Source organism: Cytobacillus sp. QJM3NY_8, assembly GCF_056173585.1.
This window is the reverse complement of record NZ_CM149681.1, coordinates 4316046-4336453: the sequence shown is the minus strand read 5'-3', so window position 1 is coordinate 4336453 and position 20408 is coordinate 4316046. Positions and strand designations below refer to the sequence as shown.

The 20408-nt window shown below is 42.5% G+C and carries 19 protein-coding genes; 13 read left to right on the top strand and 6 right to left on the bottom strand.

Going from position 1 to position 20408, the window contains the following annotated elements; all coding sequences use genetic code 11:
* The first annotated feature begins 156 nt into the window (after nt 1–156).
* The 3 genes from AC0VZ9_RS22240 to AC0VZ9_RS22230 all read left to right on the top strand — a co-directional run bounded on the left by AC0VZ9_RS22240 (nt 157) and on the right by AC0VZ9_RS22230 (nt 2876).
* The gene (locus tag AC0VZ9_RS22240) at nt 157–1344 is read left to right on the top strand and encodes an acetate kinase (protein WP_009333278.1); all 1188 of its coding nucleotides are present in this window, start codon (nt 157–159) and stop codon (nt 1342–1344) included.
* Between the two features lie 138 nt (nt 1345–1482).
* A complete protein-coding gene (locus AC0VZ9_RS22235) occupies nt 1483–2322 on the top strand; it encodes an EcsC family protein (protein ID WP_009333276.1) in 840 nt (279 codons plus the stop codon).
* A gap of 41 nt (nt 2323–2363) precedes the next feature.
* Nucleotides 2364–2876, top strand: a complete 513-nt coding sequence (locus AC0VZ9_RS22230) for a MogA/MoaB family molybdenum cofactor biosynthesis protein (RefSeq protein WP_019383064.1) — start codon at nt 2364–2366, stop codon at nt 2874–2876.
* 237 nt (nt 2877–3113) lie between these two features.
* On the opposite strand, the gene AC0VZ9_RS22225 is transcribed toward AC0VZ9_RS22230, so the two are convergent.
* Nucleotides 3114–3428 carry a hypothetical protein gene (locus AC0VZ9_RS22225; protein WP_009333272.1) on the bottom strand — a complete coding sequence of 105 codons (315 nt, stop codon included), beginning with the start codon at nt 3426–3428 and terminating at the stop codon, nt 3114–3116.
* 241 nt (nt 3429–3669) lie between these two features.
* Between AC0VZ9_RS22225 and pbp4b the strand changes: the two genes are divergently transcribed.
* The 3 genes from pbp4b (at nt 3670) to argH (ending at nt 7850) form a co-directional block, all read left to right on the top strand.
* Nucleotides 3670–5061 (top strand): penicillin binding protein PBP4B, encoded by a 1392-nt coding sequence (gene pbp4b / locus AC0VZ9_RS22220; protein WP_071156152.1) that lies wholly within the window; start codon nt 3670–3672, stop codon nt 5059–5061.
* Nucleotides 5062–5250: 189 nt separating this feature from the next.
* Nucleotides 5251–6459 (top strand): argininosuccinate synthase, encoded by a 1209-nt coding sequence (locus AC0VZ9_RS22215; protein ID WP_475396732.1) that lies wholly within the window; start codon nt 5251–5253, stop codon nt 6457–6459.
* On the top strand, nt 6456–7850 hold the full coding sequence (gene argH / locus AC0VZ9_RS22210) for an argininosuccinate lyase (RefSeq protein WP_019383066.1): 1395 nt from the start codon (nt 6456–6458) through the stop codon (nt 7848–7850). The genes AC0VZ9_RS22215 and argH overlap by 4 nt, the downstream gene beginning before the upstream one ends.
* A gap of 38 nt (nt 7851–7888) precedes the next feature.
* Here argH and AC0VZ9_RS22205 read toward each other — a convergent pair whose 3' ends face one another.
* A complete protein-coding gene (locus AC0VZ9_RS22205) occupies nt 7889–8344 on the bottom strand; it encodes a universal stress protein (RefSeq protein WP_009333264.1) in 456 nt (151 codons plus the stop codon).
* Between the two features lie 109 nt (nt 8345–8453).
* On the opposite strand from AC0VZ9_RS22205, the gene AC0VZ9_RS22200 reads away from it, so the two are divergent.
* Both AC0VZ9_RS22200 and ald read left to right on the top strand, forming a co-directional pair.
* Nucleotides 8454–8621, top strand: a complete 168-nt coding sequence (locus tag AC0VZ9_RS22200; RefSeq protein WP_009333262.1) for a hypothetical protein — start codon at nt 8454–8456, stop codon at nt 8619–8621.
* Nucleotides 8622–8778: 157 nt separating this feature from the next.
* Nucleotides 8779–9900, top strand: coding sequence for an alanine dehydrogenase (gene ald, locus AC0VZ9_RS22195; RefSeq protein ID WP_009333260.1), 1122 nt, complete (start codon nt 8779–8781; stop codon nt 9898–9900).
* Nucleotides 9901–10032: 132 nt separating this feature from the next.
* Here ald and AC0VZ9_RS22190 read toward each other — a convergent pair whose 3' ends face one another.
* Nucleotides 10033–11130, bottom strand: a complete 1098-nt coding sequence (locus AC0VZ9_RS22190; protein WP_071156156.1) for a M24 family metallopeptidase — start codon at nt 11128–11130, stop codon at nt 10033–10035.
* A gap of 161 nt (nt 11131–11291) precedes the next feature.
* Here AC0VZ9_RS22190 and AC0VZ9_RS22185 point away from each other — a divergent pair, with 161 nt between their 5' ends.
* From AC0VZ9_RS22185 to AC0VZ9_RS22175, 3 genes are all read left to right on the top strand, one after another.
* Entirely contained in the window at nt 11292–11972 is a 681-nt protein-coding gene (locus tag AC0VZ9_RS22185; protein ID WP_009333256.1) for a metal-dependent hydrolase, read from the top strand.
* 387 nt (nt 11973–12359) lie between these two features.
* The gene (locus AC0VZ9_RS22180; protein ID WP_019383069.1) at nt 12360–12608 is read left to right on the top strand and encodes a hypothetical protein; all 249 of its coding nucleotides are present in this window, start codon (nt 12360–12362) and stop codon (nt 12606–12608) included.
* Nucleotides 12609–12921: 313 nt separating this feature from the next.
* Nucleotides 12922–14241, top strand: a complete 1320-nt coding sequence (locus AC0VZ9_RS22175) for a CBS domain-containing protein (RefSeq protein ID WP_009333252.1) — start codon at nt 12922–12924, stop codon at nt 14239–14241.
* 260 nt (nt 14242–14501) lie between these two features.
* Here the strand turns inward: AC0VZ9_RS22175 and AC0VZ9_RS22170 are convergent, their stop codons facing one another.
* Nucleotides 14502–14807 carry a YtpI family protein gene (locus tag AC0VZ9_RS22170; RefSeq protein WP_019383070.1) on the bottom strand — a complete coding sequence of 102 codons (306 nt, stop codon included), beginning with the start codon at nt 14805–14807 and terminating at the stop codon, nt 14502–14504.
* A gap of 140 nt (nt 14808–14947) precedes the next feature.
* Here AC0VZ9_RS22170 and AC0VZ9_RS22165 point away from each other — a divergent pair, with 140 nt between their 5' ends.
* A complete protein-coding gene (locus AC0VZ9_RS22165; protein ID WP_251156453.1) occupies nt 14948–15886 on the top strand; it encodes a DHH family phosphoesterase in 939 nt (312 codons plus the stop codon).
* A 27-nt stretch (nt 15887–15913) separates the two neighbouring features.
* Here the strand turns inward: AC0VZ9_RS22165 and ytrI are convergent, their stop codons facing one another.
* Nucleotides 15914–16414, bottom strand: coding sequence for a sporulation membrane protein YtrI (gene ytrI / locus AC0VZ9_RS22160; protein WP_009333249.1), 501 nt, complete (start codon nt 16412–16414; stop codon nt 15914–15916).
* Nucleotides 16411–16806, bottom strand: coding sequence for a sporulation membrane protein YtrH (gene ytrH / locus AC0VZ9_RS22155; RefSeq protein WP_019383072.1), 396 nt, complete (start codon nt 16804–16806; stop codon nt 16411–16413). The genes ytrI and ytrH overlap by 4 nt, the downstream gene beginning before the upstream one ends.
* 115 nt (nt 16807–16921) lie before the next feature.
* Between ytrH and dnaE the strand changes: the two genes are divergently transcribed.
* Complete coding sequence (gene dnaE, locus AC0VZ9_RS22150; RefSeq protein ID WP_475396731.1) at nt 16922–20281, top strand: DNA polymerase III subunit alpha; 3360 nt, start codon at nt 16922–16924, stop codon at nt 20279–20281.
* Nucleotides 20282–20408 lie beyond the last annotated feature (127 nt).

The following is a 20408-nucleotide window of genomic DNA, read 5'->3' as shown; positions in this document are numbered from 1 at the left end:
GTGTTTAAATGGGAAATTGAGAGATATTAATTGTGGCCGATGCACAGAATAAAGTTGTATTACTTTTAGTGTCGTATCACACATTGTTATATAAAAGTATGGGTTTGGAGAGACAATGAAGTCCCTTTGAACATCTTCTAAAGGAGCGGTAGCTTTATGGCAAAAATCATAGCAATCAATGCCGGCAGTTCTTCGTTAAAATTTCAATTATTTGACATGCCGAGTGAAGAGGTTATTACCAAAGGATTAATCGAGCGTATTGGGCTGGATAATGCAGTCTTCAATATCTCTGTAAATGGAGAAAAAATCAAGGAAGTAACGGATATACCTGATCATGCAGTTGCGGTTAAAATCCTGCTTGATAAATTAACAAATCTTGGGATTATTAAATCTCTTGATGAGATCGAAGGAATTGGCCATCGTGTAGTACACGGCGGTGAGGCATTCAACGATTCTGTAGTCATTACGGATGAAGTGCTTGCGAAAATAGATGAACTTTCTGAACTTGCACCCCTTCATAACCCGGCTAATATTACGGGAATTAAGGCATTCCAGCAGGTTCTTCCAAATGTGCCTGCAGTGGCGGTATTTGATACAGCATTTCATCAGACGATGCCTGAAAGCTCATTCCTATATAGTCTGCCATATGAGTATTATGAAAAGTATGGCATCCGCAAGTATGGATTCCATGGCACTTCACATAAATATGTATCAGAGCGTGCTGCAGAAATGCTTGGCCGACCGCTTGAACAGCTTCGCCTCATCTCCTGCCATTTAGGGAATGGAGCGAGTATTACAGCTATTGAAGGCGGAAAGTCAATCGATACCTCCATGGGGTTCACTCCGTTAGCGGGTGTTACAATGGGTACGCGCTCAGGTAACATTGACCCTGCACTTATTCCATTCATTATGGAAAAGACGGGTAAGAATGCAGATGAAGTTCTTGACGTTCTAAATAAAAAGAGCGGTATGCTGGGTGTTTCCGGATTCTCCAGTGATCTTCGCGATATTGAAGTTCAAGCTGTTGAAGGAAATGAAAGAGCAGAATTGGCTCTTGAAGTATTCGCAAACAGAATCCATAAATATATCGGATCCTATGCATCCCGCATGTATGGCGTAGATGCGATCATCTTCACAGCCGGAATCGGTGAGAATAGTGATGTCATCCGTGATCGTGTTCTTCAGGGGCTGGAATTCATGGGCGTATACTGGGATCCTGCATTAAATAAAGTACGCGGTGAAGAAGCATTCATTAACTACCCTCATTCACCAGTTAAAGTCATGATTATCCCGACAAATGAGGAAGTCATGATTGCACGTGATGTTTTGAGATTGTCTAAATAACATTCATAACAAGGCAAGGGCTAACGCTCTTGTCTTTTTGTTTTTATCGAGATTTAGTCCCCGCCAGGCGGAAGGAGAATTCATCATCTGCTTATGCTATACTGAGTCCAAGAAAAAAATGTTTTGGGAGGAATTGCGATGCCATTGAACGAACGGGAAGAAAGTGTTTTGACCGGTATTCAGGAGTGGGAGAACAAGCTGTTAAATTATGAGCCCAATGATTTGGAAATGGTTTATGATAAATCATTGGAAAGGTCTTTCTCACTACTGCCTGAAGAAGTTCAGCAGCAATTTTTTTCAGCAATGGATAGCTGGCTGTTTCATCTTCATGCGCTTATTCAAGGCTCACAGCTTCAAATGGATGCGAAAGAGCGCATTTTGACAGCAGGCCGTGTTTTTCATTCTGATATTGAAACGATTGAAGACCTTAAGCAATTGACTATCGACCAGCTTCAATACATAGCTCAGCAGCAGATTGCCCGGCATCGTCTTTATTCTTTTGCGCAAGGCGGCATTGCAGGTTCAGGCAGCTCACTCATGCTGGGTACAGATATTCCTGCTATGGCGGTTATTAATCTTCGTGCCGTCCAGCTGATTGCCATGACCTATGGTTTTGAAGTCAATACTCCATTCGAAATGATGAGCTCTCTTAAGGTTTTTCACGCAGCCACACTGCCGCCGCGCATGCAGGGCAGTGCTTGGGAAGAATTAAAGAACGAGCTGAAGAATCAGGAAGAATTCTATTTTTATGAGGGAAAAGAAGAATTGACTGATATAACCTGGGTTGAGCAGCCAATGAAGCAGCTTTTTAAAGCGATGGCTATTTACTTTTTTCGGAGAAAATCCGTTCAAGGAATTCCTTTCATCAGCATGGCCATTGGAGCCGGGACCAATTATCAGCTGACAAGAAAAGTAACAGATTTCGCTCATAAATATTATCAAATGAGATATTTGCATAGAAAAAACAATCAGCAGTAAACTCCCGGATAACTATGATTTATAAGCAAAGGTGATGCCAAATGAGTACATTCGAGCATAAAAAAGAAGCGCCAAAAGAAGTTAGATGCAAAGTGGTCACCGTGAGTGATACGAGAGATAAAGAAACTGATAAAAGCGGAAAGCTGATGATCCGCCTGCTGGAAGAGGCAGGACATGTCATATCTGACTATGAAATCGTCAAGGATGAAGGAAGTCTCATTCGCCAGGCCGTATTAAAAGGTTGTGAAAACCCCGGCATTGATGCTGTACTTACAAATGGAGGCACTGGAATTGCGTTAAGGGACGTGACTATTGAGACAGTAAGACAATTATTTGATAAAGAAATGGACGGATTCGGCGAATTGTTCAGAATGCTAAGCTATACGGAAGATATCGGGTCTGCGGCCATTCTTTCACGAGCTGCTGCAGGCACAGTTCAAAATAAAGCAGTTTTCTCAACACCAGGATCATCAGGGGCAGTTCGCCTTGCGATGAATAAGCTGATTTTGCCTGAACTCGGGCATATCGTCAGGGAACTAAGGAAAGATTTATAAAGGGCAAAAAAACCTTTCCTCCGCGGAAAGGTTTTTTTGAAAAGAGAAGGAAGTATCATTTTGAACTTTGAGAACCGTCTAGCGTAAGCAGCCCTCCCCCCTCGAGTTGACGCAGGACAAGGAAGGCTTCGAAAGGCTTCGGCAGCAAAAACATCGCGACCGAAAGCGGCGGCTTTTGAGAGGACGTGGCGTTCTTAGTCTGCATTTCTTCCTGGGCAAGGCGCTTCCGCTTTTCTATTATGAATGCATTTTCCCTGTAATATCCTGATTCGTTCGATACCATAGCCACAGATCATTTATGACTGATGCCAGTTCTGAAATTTCACTGTTAAGTCTGCATGATCTTTCGAAATTGCCCTCATCTGATAGCTCAGCCTGTTTCCTGTTGATATCCGCTTCAAGCTCTGCGATGCGGTCAGGAATCCTGCCTCTTATTTTTTCCCACTGAAACAGGATCATCTGCTGTGTTTTTGGTGAATATTCATCCCAATCCCGGTCAAAGGCCGGTATAGGAATGCCAAGACGACGATTATGTGAAAAATGCTCTTCCATTATGAATCCCCCAAACGATAATCTTGTTTTTATTTTACTATAAAGGTGTTTATGGTGCATGGATGTTTTAGTATTCAATCTTTTTTGCAGATACTATTATGGGACTAATGTGAAAATAAATGAACTTGGTTCACAAGTACTGATTTAATAGAAAGGCTATGGGATTGGTTTGCAGATTTAATAGAAATCGAATAGTATATTTATTATTAAGAATATTTAATTATTTTAAAGGGGGGAGAATATGAAAAGGTTTATAACACGCTTAACAGTTTTAGGCCTGGTGTTGAGTTTGCTTTTGCCTTATCCCATTGCAGCCTTAGGAGTGGAATTGGGCACAACAGATAGCAGCAGTTCAGAAGAGCAAGTCTTTAAACATAAAAAACCATTAGAATATCCAACCTTGTCAAAAGCAAAGCGCCCCGAGGATGCAGGCTTTTCTTCCAAAAGGCTCAAAGAGGTTGATAAGCTGATCGAGGGAGAAATAGAAAATGGTTTTCCAGGAGCAGCTTTAGTCGTAATTAAAGATGGAAAGATTGTTAAAAACTCCGCATATGGTTCAGCCAAAATATTTGATAAAACTGATCCATTAACTCACCCGCAGAAAATGAAGACAAAAACCATGTTTGACTTAGCATCAAACACGAAAATGTATGCCGTTAACTTTTCATTGCAGCATCTTGTCAGTGAAGGTAAGATCAATCTTGAAGAAAAAATTCAGCATTATTTTCCTGCATTTAAAGATTCAGCGGACGATGAAATAAAAGGGAAAGGTGAACTCCGGATAATCGACTTGCTTCATCATACTGCCGGATTTCCTTCAAGCATCCATTATCATAATCCTGAAAGGGCGGGAGAATTGTATTCCCAGGAACGCAGTAAAACGCTTTCCATGATTTTAAAAACTCCCCTTCAGTATGAACCTGGCACCAAACAGGTTTACAGTGACATTGACTATATGCTGCTGGGATTTATTATTGAAAAAATAACGGGAATGCAGCTGGACCATTATACTGAGAATCATATCTATAAGCCCTTAGGGTTAAAGCATACTTTATTTAATCCGCTCCGCAAGGGTTTCAAAGAAAAGGATTTCGCTGCAACTGAATTACACGGCAACACCAGGGATGGGGTCATTTCCTTCCCTAATATCCGGACCTATACTCTCCAGGGAGAGGTTCATGATGAGAAGTCTTTTTATTCAATGGATGGAATATCCGGGCATGCTGGCCTCTTTTCCACAACTTCAGATCTTGCTGTCCTGATGCAGGTGATGCTTAATGATGGAGGCTATGGAAATGTAAAGTTATTTGATAAACGCACAATTGATGAGTTTGTAGAACCATATGATATGAACCCTACATATGGGTTAGGATGGCGTTTGAACGGAGATTCAAGTATGGAGTGGATGTTCAGCCAGTATGCCGGGAAAAAAGTTTTTGGACATACTGGCTGGACAGGAACGGTAACGGTGATAGACAGGGAAAATAATTTAGCTATCGCTCTCCTGACAAATAAAAAACATTCTCCAGTCATCGATCCATTAAAAGATCCGCATAAGTTTCAAGGTGACACATACAGCATCAGTCAATATGGAAGTGTAATTTCAGCGGTTTATGAAGCATTAAATGACTAAACTATTACAGGGCAAAAGCCAAAACGGGGCTTTTGCCTTTTTTGTTGGGAAAATTTTATTTATTTTTATACATTTTTTAGAATAAGTATTGATTTTTAAAGAAAAGGTTGTTAAAGTAAGAGAATAATAAATGAATAAAAACATAATTTAGTTGTATATTTATACGAGCAATCTAAGGAGGAAATATAAATGTCACAAAATAAAGTTGTTCTTGCATACTCAGGCGGATTGGATACATCAGTTGCGGTTAAATGGCTGCAGGATCAAGGTTATGCTGTTGTTGCTTGCTGCCTAGACGTTGGTGAAGGGAAAGATCTGAACTTTATCCAGAAAAAAGCTTTAACTGTGGGAGCTGTCCAATCTTATGTGATTGATGCAAAAGAGGAATTTGCTAATGAATATGCATTAATAGCGCTGCAGGCACATGCCTTATATGAAAATAAGTATCCATTAGTCTCTGCACTTTCACGCTCGCTGATCGCCAAAAAGCTTGTTGAAGTAGCAGAAAAAGAAGGTGCAGTAGCAGTCGCGCATGGATGTACCGGCAAAGGAAATGACCAGGTTCGTTTTGAAGTGGCAATTCAGGCCCTTAACCCTGATCTTCAAGTGCTGGCTCCGGTTCGTGAGTGGAGCTGGTCACGTGAGGAAGAAATTGAATATGCAAAACAAAACAATATCCCCATCCCAATTAATCTGGATTCTCCGTACAGCATTGATCAAAACTTATGGGGCAGAAGCAATGAGTGCGGAGTCTTGGAAGATCCATGGGCAGCTCCTCCGGAAGATGCATACGATCTTACTGTTTCTCTTGAAAAAGCACCTGATACACCTGATACGGTTGAAATCGGTTTTGAAAAGGGTGTTCCAGTCAGCTTGAATGGCAAAAGTATGAAGCTTTCCGAGCTTATTGCCGAACTGAATGAGGTTGCAGGCAAGCATGGAGTTGGGCGTATCGATCATGTGGAAAATCGTCTTGTCGGAATCAAATCCCGTGAAGTTTACGAGTGTCCGGGAGCAATGACACTCCTTAAAGCACATAAAGAGCTTGAGGATTTAACGATGGTAAAAGAATTGGCCCACTTTAAACCGGTTATTGAGAAAAAAGTGGCTGAGCTTATATACGAGGGATTGTGGTTCTCGCAGCTTAACAATGCTTTAACGGCTTTCCTGAAAGAGACACAAACCTTTGTTACAGGAACAGTGAGAGTGAAGCTGTTTAAAGGCCATGCGATTGTTGAAGGAAGAAAATCTCCTTATTCCCTATACGATGAAAAGTTAGCAACTTATACTTCTGATGATGAATTTGACCATAATGCGGCAGTAGGCTTTATTAAGCTTTGGGGATTGCCGACAAAGGTGCAGAGCATTGTTCAAAACAGCAAGAAGGTGACAGTGTGAAAAAGTTATGGGGAGGCAGATTCACAAAATCTGCTGAAGAATGGGTAGATGAGTTCGGAGCGTCAATTTCATTTGACCAGGAATTGGTTATGGAAGATATCGAAGGGAGCATGGCCCATGTTGCCATGCTTTCTAAAACAGGAATCATCACAGAGGACGAAGCTCAAAAAATCAAAACAGGCCTTCAGCAGCTTAAAGAGAAAGCTGCTAAGGGTGAACTGGCTTACTCAGTAAAGCTTGAAGATATACATTTAAATCTTGAGAGTCATTTGACCGAACTGTCTGGGCCTGTCGGAGGTAAACTTCATACCGCAAGAAGCCGAAATGACCAGGTGGCAACAGATATGCATTTATACTTGCGAAAGCAGGTGGAGCAGATTGTTGAATTGATTCAGGAAATGCAGGAAGAGTTAATCATCCAGGCTGAAAATAATGTGGAAACTATCATGCCGGGCTATACTCATCTGCAGCGGGCACAGCCGATCTCCTTCGGCCACCATTTAATGGCCTATTTCTGGATGCTTGAGAGGGACAAAGAGCGTTTTTCTGAAAGCTTAAAGAGAATAAACTTATCTCCTCTTGGAGCAGGGGCTCTGGCTGGCACCACTTTCCCGATTGACCGTGAGTATACAGCTGAACTTCTGGGCTTTGAAGGCATCTATGAGAACAGCCTGGATGCGGTCAGTGACAGAGACTTTATTCTTGAGTTTTTATCCTCAAGCTCAATCCTGATGATGCATCTGTCTCGTTTAAGTGAAGAATTCATCCTTTGGTCAAGCCAGGAGTTTCAATTCATTGAACTGGACGACAGCTTTGCAACTGGCAGCAGCATTATGCCGCAGAAGAAGAATCCGGATATGGCGGAACTCATCCGCGGTAAAACCGGACGTGTATACGGTAACCTTATGGGGCTGCTGACAGTACTGAAGGGCCTGCCGCTAGCCTATAATAAAGATATGCAGGAAGATAAGGAAGGGATGTTTGACACTGTAAAGACAGTCACAGGTTCACTGAAAATCTTTGCAGGGATGATCCGCACCATGAAGGTTAAAACAGAGCAAATGGAAAAAGCGACTAAAAATGATTTTTCCAACGCTACTGAATTGGCGGATTATCTATCTGATAAAGGCATTCCATTCAGAGAATCACATGAGATTGTCGGGAAACTTGTTCTTGTCTGTGTACAAAAGGGATGCTTCCTTGGGGATTTGCCGCTTGATGATTTCAAGAAAGCCCATTCATTGTTCGAAGAAGATATTTATGAAGTACTGAATCCTTATACAGCTGTCAAAAGAAGAAATAGTGCAGGCGGAACAGGATTCAAACAAGTAAGCATCGCAATTGATAAAGCGAAGGAATCTCTCGGCATTAAAGAGTTTGTCAATAAATAATGAAAAAATGGCGCTGCGGAAGGCAGCGCCATTTTTTTCTATTCTTCATCTTCTTTATCCGTTCTGACAACGAGGACATCACAGCGGGCATAGCGGGTAATATGTTCAGATACACTGCCGATGATGAAACGTTCAACTGCGTTCATTCCTGTTGCACCGCAAATGATCAGGTCGACGCTGTGCTTTCTGGCAATATCCTTTGGAATTTTCACTTTTGGGGAACCATAATCGACTTCATATGTTACATTATCGATGCCTGCATCCATTGCTGTTCTTTTGTATTTTTCCATTAATTCAGTTGCGAAAAGGTCAGCCCTTTCAGCTATTGTGCGGTCATAGGCTTCAACAGTAGCAAAAGTGCGGGTATCAATGATATGTGCCAAGACAAGAGAAGCATTATTGCGCTTCGCAATTTCAATTGCTTTTTTAAAAGCCCATTCTGCTTCCGTTGAACCATCTACAGCGACTAATATGTTTTTATACTTCATGCCCATTTGTATCTCCTCCTTTACCTATATTATACAGCTGTAAAATCTGAATATCTGTAACAAAAAATCGAACAATAGTAAGGCTGATAAAAATATATTAAAGGAGCAGATGAGGATGGAAAAGCGAGAACCACAAGCAGGATCCGCATATTTTTTTGATGAGCAGGGTACAAATGAAGTTAGCGAACAAATTATGAATGCCTATAACAGCGGTGTTATTGATCAGCCGAATGCCGAGTTTGACATGAAAGCTCACGAACGGAATGAAGGCCATCTCCGATAAGAAAAAGAAGCAAAGCTCTCATTAATCATGAGAGCTTTTTAGCTGAGAATTAAGAATGCCGGAAAAAGTAAAAATGGGCAAAGGTTTTGTATACTTTTCCGTCAAATAGCCATATAAAGTTAATAGGTATTTCACTTAAATTACGGAGGTATGCAGCATGCGTATCGGAGTTCCAAAGGAAGTAAAAAACAATGAAAACAGGGTTGCGATGACCCCTGCTGGGGTTATGAATCTCATTCAATTTGGACATGAAGTCTATATCGAAGCGGATGCCGGGACAGGTTCCGGTTTTTCGGATAACGACTATATAGGTGCTGGTGCACATATTGTTCAAACTGCAGAAGAGGCATGGTCAATGGATATGGTCATGAAGGTAAAAGAGCCGATACAAGGCGAATATGTATATTTTCGGGAAGGGTTAATTCTCTTTACATATCTGCATTTGGCTGCTGAACCTGATTTGACAAGTGCTTTAATTGATAAGAAAGTAGCTGGCATTGCTTATGAAACAGTCCAGCTTCCCAACCGGACTTTGCCTCTATTGACTCCAATGAGTGAAGTTGCCGGAAGAATGGCAGCTCAGGTAGGAGCCCAATTTTTAGAAAAAATACATGGAGGGAAAGGAATCCTGCTATCGGGGGTACCAGGTGTACAGCGTGGAAATGTTACCATAATCGGCGGCGGGGTTGCTGGAACCAATGCGGCAAAAATGGCAATAGGCCTTGGGGCAAAGGTAACAATGATTGACTTGAATCCCGACCGCCTTCGGCAGCTGGATGATATCTTCGGAAAAGAAGTAACAACGCTGATCTCTAACCCTTACAATATCGCTGAAGCTGTTAAGGATTCAGATCTCGTAATTGGAGCCGTACTTATTCCGGGAGCAAAAGCACCGAAGCTTGTCACAGAGGATATGATTAAAACGATGAACCCGGGCTCTGTAATTGTGGACATTGCGATCGATCAGGGTGGAATATTCGAAACAACTGATCGAATTACGACCCATGATAATCCCACATATGAAAAGCATGGCGTAGTTCATTATGCGGTAGCTAATATGCCTGGAGCAGTTCCCAGAACATCCACTCTTGCATTGACCAACGTGACGGTGCCTTATGCAGTTCAAATTGCGAATAAAGGCTACAAGCAGGCATGTCTGGATAATGAGGCTTTATTAAAGGGAGTTAATACGTTAAATGGCTATGTGACTTACAAAGCGGTAGCAGAGGCCCATAGCCTTGACTATTCAGATACGAGTACGCAATTGGAACAGCAATAGGAAAAGCTCCAGGTATCCGCTTATCGGCGCCTGGAGCTTGACACTTATCTCAATTCAGAATTTAAACCCTTATTTCAAAAAAAATCCGGAGCTGAATAGCTCCGGATTTTTTTGTGGAATTTTTTCTAATGTCTATTTAATAACCTGAAGCTCTTTCGGGAACTTGGTTAAAATTTCAACTCCGTCTGCTGTTACAGCAAGGTCATCTTCAATCCGCACTCCGGCAACGCCTGGGACATAGATTCCCGGCTCGATGGTGAAAACCATACCTTCTTCAAGCAAAAGTGAGTTTGTTTCTGTTAGTGAAGGATATTCATGAACGCTCACACCTAATCCGTGGCCCAATCGATGCGGGAAATATTCGCCGTAGCCGGCTTCTGCTATCAGGTTTCTAGCTGTCAGGTCAATATCTGCGCAAGTGACTCCCGGCTTGCTCGCTTCAACAGCTGCAAGCTGAGCTTTTAAGACGGTATCATAAATTTCTTTTTGTTTATCATTAATATCACCGTAAGCTACAGTTCTAGTAATATCTGAGCAGTAGCCATTCCAGACAACTCCGAGGTCAAATAGGACTAAATCCCCTTTTTGAATCTTCGTCATTCCTGGTGTGCCATGAGGAGAAGCCCCGTTAGCCCCCGCCAGGACCATGGTAGAGAAAGACATTTCGTTAACGCCTTTTTTCTTTAACGCATATTCTACAGCAGCTAGAACATCCAGTTCAGTTTTTCCTTCCTGGATCTCGGCACAGCCTGTTTCAATCGCAAAATCGGCCAGTGCACATGCTTCGCGAATGATTTCCAATTCTTTTTCATCTTTAACCATCCGAAGCTGGCGAAGCTTTTCTTCTGCCGAAGCGAATGAAGCGCCGCTGAACAGAGCAGAGATGGCTTCATACCGCTCTACATTCATATGCTCTTTTTCGATTGCTGCTTTATTTACCTTCCCAATTCTCTTATGTATGGATGTCTGGATGAATTCCCAAGGGTTCTGAATATCGCTGTAGCCAATAATTTCATGGCTCCAGCCTGCTTTCTTGGCATCTTCTTTTTCCATGGCCGGACATACGAGGAAAGGCTCTTCTTCCTGGAAAACAGCCAGCCCAAGCAAGCGTTCATGTGGGTCGCTTAAAAAGCCGCTTAAATAAAAAACATTATCCGGTGATGTTACAAAGGTGACCTGGATATCATTTTCCTTCATCCACTGAGATAGTTTCTGCAATCTATTATTCATAGTGAACCTCCTTATTTACTTATACTTTGAGAGTAGCAACTAAATAAGAAAATGTAAACTTTTTAAAGATTGCCAATCGGGTATATATTAAAAGAAAGCAGGAATAACTTGTTTTTCGTTGAAGTAACTTACATAACCTAAAATTAGAGAGGAGCATAAAATTGAAAGTATCATTTCATGGCCATGCCATAGTGAAGATCGAATCACAGGGAAAAACCATCTTAATAGATCCTTTTATTACCGGGAATGATTTGACAGACTTAAAAGCGGAGGACCAGAAGCCAGACGTCATCATTGTCACCCATGGACATGGTGACCATCTTGGGGACACGATTGAACTGGCAAAGCGCAATGACTCTCTTGTCATTGCCAACTTTGAGCTTGCCACCTATCTGGGCTGGCAGGGAGTTAACGCGCATGGAATGTCGATCGGAGGCGGATATGATTTTGACTTCGGAAGAGTGAAGCTGACACAAGCCTTTCATGGAACTGGCCTCGAGACAGAGAATCAGGAAATCATCTATTTGGGAATGCCAGCCGGTGTTCTCATCACTTTAGAAGGAAAAACGATTTACCATGCAGGGGATACAGGGCTTTTCTCTGACATGAAGTTAATTGGCGACCGGCATCCGATAGATTTGGCATTTCTGCCGATCGGGGACAATTTCACTATGGGTCCGGATGATGCAGCATACGCAGCAGAACTTCTTGGCGCCAAAAAGGTGGTTCCGATTCACTTCAACACGTTCCCGCCAATCAGGCAGGATCCGCATAAATTCATCAGCATGCTGGAAACAGGAGTCGGGCAAGTGCTGGAAGCAGGAGAATCAATCGAATTATAATATGAAAACGCAGCTTCTGATGGAGGCTGCGTTTGTTAATGAGGAATGTATAAATCCTGAAGTTAGATAACTGTCTAGCGCAAGCAGCCTATCCCCTCGAGGTCACAAGCCTGTCTAGTTGCGACTCCTGGGGACAAAAGACTAGTCAATCCCTTCCAGAAGGAAAGAACCCCTTCTTGCAGGGCTCGTCTTGTGCTTGTCGTCTCTGGGCAGTCGCCTCCACATTTCGGACAAGCCTCACAAAAAGGCAAAGAACGCCTTTCAGAGAGGCTCGTCTTATGCTTGTCGGGGGTGGGCAAGGCGCTTACGCTTTTCTTTAAAAACCAATCATTTTCCCAGCCTGTCCGCATACATTTTAGGGAGGATAGGATAAAGGAGGAAGCTAAATTGAATAAAAATCGATATTTGCTATGTTTGCTGCTGTGCGGATTGCTGCTTTATTATGCCGCTCCTAGAATGGGTGTGTTTAATGGAGGGACTGAAGGGATCTTTGCCATCAGCTGGCTGGCCCTTGCCCTTTTTGTCATTGCCGGAAACCTGACTGCATTGTTGTTTGCCCCGAAAAAAGCGGCTGCTTCGGGGAAGCGGGTGCGCAAAATGGCAGAAAGGAAGCGGGTGCGTTCCTTCGGCAGATAAAGTGAAACTTCAATCAGTGTCCCTCATTGTTGTTAGTTGAGGCCCACAGGACAAGGAGGCATCGTCAGCATGAGCATCGCACGACCGAAAGCGGCAGCTTTTGGGAGGACGTGGCGTTCTTAGTCTTTGTTCTTCTATCGGGCCTTTATGGGCAGTTTGACCCCTACCTATCTTCTTGATTGCTCTGAGTCTTGAAGTGGGGGTTATACTGCCCGTTAGCCTGCGATAATTTAAGATTGCCGAAGTCAATTGTATCAAGGCCTCTTTACCCTTATAATGAAAAATAAGGAATAATTTGTAGAGGGTGAAAGTCTTGGCTACTAAGCATGAGCAAATATTACATTACATTGATGAACTGCCAATTGGAGAAAAAATATCGGTCAGACAGATCGCCAAGGCGCTCGCTGTGAGTGAAGGGACTGCTTACAGAGCAATTAAGGATGCTGAAAATAAGGGATATGTCAGTACAATAGAACGTGTTGGGACAATAAGAATCGAGCGGAAAAAGAAAGAAAATATTGAGAAGCTTACTTTTGCCGAAGTTGTTAATATCGTTGACGGCCAGGTACTCGGAGGAAGAGCCGGTCTTCATAAAACACTGAACAAGTTTGTTATTGGAGCGATGAAGCTTGAAGCGATGATGAGATACACGGATGCCGGAAACCTGCTGATTGTCGGAAACCGGACCCAGGCACATGAATTGGCATTGAAGGCTGGGGCTGCTGTGTTAATTACTGGGGGCTTTGATACAGAAGACCATGTCAAAAAACTTGCTGACGATCTGCAGCTTCCTGTGATCTCAAGCAGCTATGACACCTTCACAGTTGCAACTATGATCAATCGGGCTATCTATGACCAGCTTATCAAAAAGGAGATTGTACTTGTTGAAGATATCCTGACTCCTCTGAAAGAAGCGATTTTCCTGAAAACAACCGATACAATTGCAGATTGGCTAACGTACAATCGTGAAACCGGCCATAGCCGATTCCCGGTTGTCGACAGTAATCTAAAAGTGCAGGGAGTTGTCACTTCCAAGGATATTATGGGACATGATAAAGAAACGCTTATTGAAAAAATTATGACCAAAAACCCTATGACGGTTGGCGGAAAAACGAGCGTTGCCTCTTCCTCGCATATGATGGTATGGGAAGGGATTGAATTGCTTCCTGTGGTAGATGAAGCCAATAAACTTGAAGGGATTGTTAGCCGTCAGGATGTGCTGAAGGCGCTGCAGATGATCCAAAGGCAGCCGCAGGTAGGTGAAACAATTGACGATATAGTCACCAACCAGCTGGTTATGACTAGGGGAAAAACCAAAGGGGATGACGTTTATCGCTGTGAGGTTACTCCGCAGATGACCAACCACCTTGGAACGATATCCTATGGGGTCTTTACAACCATTGTTTCGGAAGCTGCAAACAGAGTGTTAAGAAGCTATAAAAAAGGTGATCTCGTAGTTGAAAATATGACGGTCTACTTTATTAAGCCTGTTCAAATCGACAGTATGCTTGAAATCTATCCAAAAGTATTGGAAGTAGGACGGAAGTTCGGAAAAGTGGATGTGGAAGTTTTTAACGAAGGCGTCCTTGTAGGCAAGGCAATGATGATGTGCCAGCTAATTGACAGACATTAATACAAGAAAAGCAGAAGCACCTTGCCCACAAAGGAACGCAGACCAAGAACGCCACGTCCTCCCAAAAGCTGCCGCTTTCGGTCGTGCGATGTTTATGATGACGAAGACTCCCTTGTCCTGAGGGCCTCATCTCGAGGGGGCCGGCTGTTTGCGTTAGACAGTAATAAGTGTTAAAGGATATATTTTCCATCTGATGAAGAAAAAGCCGCTCACATTTTGAACGGCTTTTTTTGCAGGCACTTACGGAAATCCGGTTAAATTTAACTCTTCCTTGCTTCCTCAGCTTCTTTTGCAGCGTGAGGCATGTAAAACTTATATGCTTTCATGCCGCCCCATATGCTTAATACCCCAACAAGGATAAACACAATTCCCACAATAAGAGCTGTTGTTGTATTGTATAAAAACAGCTGATTAAGGCCAAATATGGCGACGAATGATCCAAGCGCAATCCTGGACTTGGCTGATATCCATTGTCTTTCAGCCGGCTGTCTGCTTCTGAAGAATTTCACTTTGTAGAAAATATAGAAAGAAAAAGAGAGAATAATCAGGATAACAAAGATAGGCATTTCATAACCTCCAAGTTTCGACAATCTCTTATTATTTTACCTTCATTAATAAAAAATTGCCATAAGCGTGCTGTGTTTTCTTTTTCTTTTCACGATGATATGGTAAAAATAAAGTAGTATTCAGAAAAAAGGAGCGCGCCATGAAACAAAAGATACTTGATGAAATTAAAAAATATGAAACAATCATTATTCATAGGCATGTCCGTCCTGATCCGGATGCATATGGTTCACAGGGAGGCCTTGCTGAAATCCTGAAGGCTTCATTCCCTGAAAAATCAATCTTCACTGTCGGGAAGGAAGAAGAAACACTTCATTATATGAGAAGGCTGGATGAAGTATCTGATGATGCATATAATGGGGCGCTGGTCATTGTTTGTGATACAGCAAATGCGGAACGGATATGTGATGATAGATATGGAACGGGTAATAAACTGATCAAAATTGACCATCACCCGAATATGGATCCATATGGAGATATGATGTGGGTTGATACGGATGCAAGCTCTACCAGTGAAATGATTTATGAGTTTTATCTTTTCGGCAAAGATCAGGGTCTGAAAATGTCTGATGAAGCTGCTAGATTGTTATTTGCCGGAATAGTAGGGGACACCGGCCGTTTCCTCTATCCAAGCACGACAGAAAAGACGTTTGCATATGCAGGTGAACTGATTCACTATAATTTTTCGCGGCCGGAACTGTTTGATAAGATGTATGAGCTGGACGCAAATATTGTTAAATTGAAAGGCTATGTACTGCAGAACTTTGAAATGAGAGGCAGCGGTGCAGCTGTCATGATCCTGAAAAAAGAACTGCTCGAAGAATTTCAGGCAGTACCTCCTAAAGCTTCCCTGCTTGTAAGTGTTCTAGGCGATGTGAAGGGAATAAAAGCTTGGGTTTTCTTTATCGAGGAGAGCGATCAAATCCGTGTGCGGTTCCGTTCGAAGGGTCCAATTATTAATGAAGTTGCAAGAAAGTATAATGGCGGAGGACATCCTCTTGCTGCCGGAGCTTCCATTTATTCATGGGAAGAGATGGAATCGGTTGTAAGAGATTTGGAGGATGTCTGCAAAGCTAACTAAAATATAATGCCCGGCAAAAGCCGGGCATTAATCCAGCATGATATTTAATTCAATTGAGACGGTTGTATAGATGACCAGTTCTTTAACTTCGACCCGGTATCTCTTTTCATTTACCCGATGTGTTTTATTTTCTATTATTTTCTTGATCAGTTCGCTGCTTTTGTAAACAGTATCGATGTCTTTGGCAACCATCATGCTAATATCCTCTTTTATTTCATCTTCCAGCTGAAAAACACTGAAGGAATCCAATTTATATTTTTCGCTGTTGACAATTTTAATGGATATATCCTGGACAGTCAGTTTTTTCTGGTTTTCTTTATTTAGTTTTTTGAATTCCTCCTGCCAGATTTCCTTATCTTTTTCCAATTCAAAGATAGCATCCTTTTGAAGCTTGATTTCTTTGCTGTATCTCTCCTGCCATTGTCCAAAAACAAATAAAAAAATAAACCAGCTGATGATGCCCCCTAGGGCCATTCCTGCTAAAAAGCGCTGCCAGGATGGCAATCGGTAGTAAGGCGGTATCCTCATGCTGAAATGTTCTCCTGAGTCAGCCAGTTAATAAGCATGGCGCCTGTCTGGGCCCCTCCGAGAGCAGAAAGAATCAGCATGAATTGCTTAAATATATCCTTTGTCTGTCCGTCCATGACACCTCTTTCAAAGCTGTAAACTGTATCAAAGGTTCCTCCGATTGCTGCAATGATAGCCCAGATGCGTATCATATTTGAAATCTGGAAGATTTGATTTAAAGGAGGCTTTCCTGTCAGAAAAGCAGCCATGCCTCCAATGATTGAACCTCCTATCAAAACACCGAAAGCAATAAAATAACTATCAATTAAAGTGGAAAAAAAGGGCTGGGTATTCATATCATCCATCCTCGCTGCAGGAATGGCCCTGCCAGAATTATCTTGATACTTCATCATATGGACAAACTTAGAAAAATATGTTTTTTAGCTGCCATTAAAAAGAGAACATATTTTCTTTTTGGAAACGGGCGTTCTATAATGAAAATACAGAGAAATTAAGGGTGTGAGAAACGTGTCATTTATTCACCTTCATGTATATAGCGCTTATAGCCTGCTATCGAGCACGGCAAGAATAGAACAGCTAGTGTCAGGCGCCAGGGAAAACAGGTTTCCTGCCCTGGCTTTAACGGACCGGAATGTCATGTACGGAGCTGTTGCCTTTTATAAAGAATGTCTTAAGCAGTCCATAAAGCCAATCCTGGGCCTCTCTGTGGATGTATTAAGCGAGATATCCGAAGGGGAAGCTTATCCGATGGTCCTTTTGGCTAAAGACAGGCAGGGTTTTCAGAATCTATTAAAAATCACAAGCACAGTCCAGACAAAATCACCTGAAGGCATCCCTGTTAAATGGCTTAAGCACTATGCAGGAGGATTGTTTGCTTTAACTCCCGGCCTTGACGGGGAAATAGAACACTATCTTGAGGCGGGTGAATACGGCCAGGCAAAAAGAACAGCTGAACTTTTCAGCAGTCTTTTCGAGCCGCATTCATTCTTTTTCGCTATACAGGATCATGGGCTGCGTGAAGAGAAAAAAAACCATGAACTTCTGGTTCAGCTTTCCGGGGAAACCGGGATTGGCCTGGCGGCTTCAAATGGTGTTTGTTACATAAAAAAAGAAGATGCTTTTGCCCATGAGTGCCTGCTGGCCATTAAAAATGGAGAAAAGCTTCAGGATGAAGCGAGAGAGCGGCTGAAGAGCGATGAGTATTATTTAAAGTCATCCGGGGAAATGGCAGAATTGTTATCGGGTTATCCGGATGCTTTGGAGAATACGATTAAGATAGCAGAGCAATGCAATGTTATGCTTGAGCTGGATAAACAGAACCTCCCTAAATACCCTGCTGTAAAAGGGATGAGTGCCGATGAGCTATTGGCAGAAGTTTGCTGGAAGGGTTTTGCTGACAGATATCCGGATGCAGATGGTGAGCATAGGGAGCGTTTGCAGTATGAGCTGAATATAATTAAGAATATGAAATTCAGCGATTATTTTCTAATCGTTTGGGATTTTATGAAGTTTTCGAGAGAAAATGGAATTTTAACCGGTCCGGGGCGGGGATCTGCTGCCGGTTCAATGGTTGCTTATGTCTTATATATTACAGATGTGGATCCAATTGAGCATCAGCTATTATTTGAGCGGTTCCTTAATCCAGAAAGAATTTCCATGCCTGATATTGATATCGATTTCCCGGATCACAGAAGGGATGAGGTGATTCGGTATGTGTCCAGGAAATATGGAGAGTTGCATGTTGCTCAAATTCTTACGTTTGGAACATTGGCAGCTAAGGCGGCACTACGGGATGTCGGCAGGGCATTTGGGCTTAATCCGAAAGAGCTGGACATGCTTTCAAGAAAAGTACCTTCCAAATTGGGCATCAGTCTCGAAGAGGCTTACAAAGAATCAGAGCCTTTAAGAAGATTCACCGAGGAATCCGATTTAAATCGCAGACTTTTTGAAACGGCTATCAAACTGGAAGGTCTCCCAAGGCACACATCCACTCATGCTGCCGGCGTTGTAATCAGCGAGCACCCGCTGGTTGAGGCCATTCCCATTCAAAAGGGACATGAGAATGTTTATTTGACCCAATACTCGATGGAGCATCTTGAGGATGTCGGCCTATTAAAAATGGATTTTCTCGGTCTTAGGAACCTGACACTAATCGAGAATATCTTAAGCTCTATACAGAGAAAGACAGGCACACAGATTGATATAAAAAACATTCCCCTGGATGATGAGGCAGTATACAGTCTTTTGGGAAGAGGAGATACTACAGGCATTTTCCAGCTTGAGTCTGAGGGGATGCGAAGTGTGCTGACAAGGCTCCAGCCAACGCGCTTTGAAGATATTGTGGCTGTCAATGCCCTTTACCGCCCCGGCCCTATGGAAAATATCCCGCTGTTTATTGACAGAAAGCACGGAAGGAAGCCGATTATATTTCCGCATCCTGATTTGAAGCCTATTCTTGAAAATACGTATGGTGTCATCGTGTATCAGGAACAAATTATGCAAATCGCTGCAAAAATGGCAGGATTTTCACTGGGTGAAGCCGATTTGCTTCGGAGAGCGGTCAGCAAGAAGCAAAAAGAAGTGCTTGACCGTGAGCGTGTCCATTTTGTAGGGGGAGCAGTAAAGAAAGGCTATAATGAACAAGCTGCTCATGATATATATGATCTAATTGTCCGGTTTGCAAACTATGGATTTAACCGGAGCCATGCGGTTGCATACAGTTTCATAGCTTATCAGCTGGCATATTTAAAAACTCATTATCCGCTTTACTTCATGGCTTCACTGCTGACTTCAGCAGTAGGCAATGAAGGCAGGATTGCCCAGTATATCGGAGAACTGAGACAGATGGGTTTGGCGCTCAGCCCGCCATCCATAAATAAAAGCGGCTATTCGTTTCTGGTAGAGAAAGATTCAATCAGGTATAGTCTTGCAGCCATAAAAGGCGTAGGTGCTGCAGCTTTAAGGGATATTTTTCAGGCTAGGAAAAATAAGCGCTTTGAAGATCTGTTTGATTTTTGCATAAGGGTTTCAACAAAAGCTGTTAATCGCAAGGTCCTCGAGTCCCTGGTTCATTCAGGAAGCTTTGATGAATTTGGGGAAGATAGAGCTGTTCTGCTTGCCAGCCTGGATGTGGCTGCGGAACATGCCCAGCTTGTTATGCCGGAAGACGATCAAGCTGATTTCTTTGAGGATGATGAATTTTTTCCTAAGCCTAAATATACCGAAGTAGATCCGATCCGTTCCGAGGACAAGCTGAGATTTGAAAAAGATGTGCTGGGCCTGTATTTATCAGATCATCCGGTTTCAATCTACGAATCATCTTTTCACCTGCTGGATGCCAGTCCGCTGATTGAACTCGAAAGAAATGCAAATAAGGCAAAAACAGTTGCATATTTATCCGAAGTGAAAAAGATCCGTACGAAAAAAGGAGAGCCAATGGCATTTCTATCCTTGAGCGATCAGACAGGGGATATGGAGGCAGTTGTTTTTCCAAAGGTGTTTAACCGATTTTCAATGCTGTGCTCCCAGGGAAGCATCGTCTTTGCGGAAGGAAGGATTGAGGAACGGGACGGAAAGAAGCAGCTGATTGTCCAGCATCTGGATGATGTGAAGGAAGCAATTGAAAAAATGCAAAACAAAGATCCAGTTTTATATTTAAGGATTACCGAGGATCGGGAAACATCTGAAAATCTTCGTTTGCTTAAAGAGTTATTTAAGAAAAATGAAGGCCGGGTTCAGGTGGTTTTATATTATGAAAGCTCCCGAAAAACCATTCGCCTGGGTGAAGAAGACCTGATCTCGCCATCAGAGGATTTCCTTCAATTGCTTATGAAAGTGCTTGGGCAGAATAACGTCATTTTAAAGTAATTATCCTTTACAACAATAACAATTATGGTATATTTGTAAGAAGAAAAATAAACTGGTCTGACCACTGAAGCGAAGGATAAGCCCTGCGCCATCTGATAATCAAGCAGAAAGGCAGCAGGTATTTCTT

Coding starts and splice junctions, on each gene's coding strand:
- AC0VZ9_RS22230 (WP_019383064.1), top strand. CDS start 2,364: ATGAGTACATTCGAGCATAAAAAAGAAGCGCCAAAAGAAGTTAGATGC.
- AC0VZ9_RS22165 (WP_251156453.1), top strand. CDS start 14,948: ATGAAACAAAAGATACTTGATGAAATTAAAAAATATGAAACAATCATT.
- pbp4b (WP_071156152.1), top strand. CDS start 3,670: ATGAAAAGGTTTATAACACGCTTAACAGTTTTAGGCCTGGTGTTGAGT.
- AC0VZ9_RS22215 (WP_475396732.1), top strand. CDS start 5,251: ATGTCACAAAATAAAGTTGTTCTTGCATACTCAGGCGGATTGGATACA.
- AC0VZ9_RS22170 (WP_019383070.1), bottom strand. CDS start 14,807: ATGCCTATCTTTGTTATCCTGATTATTCTCTCTTTTTCTTTCTATATT.
- AC0VZ9_RS22240 (WP_009333278.1), top strand. CDS start 157: ATGGCAAAAATCATAGCAATCAATGCCGGCAGTTCTTCGTTAAAATTT.
- ytrI (WP_009333249.1), bottom strand. CDS start 16,414: ATGAGGATACCGCCTTACTACCGATTGCCATCCTGGCAGCGCTTTTTA.
- ytrH (WP_019383072.1), bottom strand. CDS start 16,806: ATGATGAAGTATCAAGATAATTCTGGCAGGGCCATTCCTGCAGCGAGG.
- AC0VZ9_RS22200 (WP_009333262.1), top strand. CDS start 8,454: ATGGAAAAGCGAGAACCACAAGCAGGATCCGCATATTTTTTTGATGAG.
- AC0VZ9_RS22190 (WP_071156156.1), bottom strand. CDS start 11,130: ATGAATAATAGATTGCAGAAACTATCTCAGTGGATGAAGGAAAATGAT.
- ald (WP_009333260.1), top strand. CDS start 8,779: ATGCGTATCGGAGTTCCAAAGGAAGTAAAAAACAATGAAAACAGGGTT.
- AC0VZ9_RS22205 (WP_009333264.1), bottom strand. CDS start 8,344: ATGGGCATGAAGTATAAAAACATATTAGTCGCTGTAGATGGTTCAACG.
- AC0VZ9_RS22235 (WP_009333276.1), top strand. CDS start 1,483: ATGCCATTGAACGAACGGGAAGAAAGTGTTTTGACCGGTATTCAGGAG.
- AC0VZ9_RS22225 (WP_009333272.1), bottom strand. CDS start 3,428: ATGGAAGAGCATTTTTCACATAATCGTCGTCTTGGCATTCCTATACCG.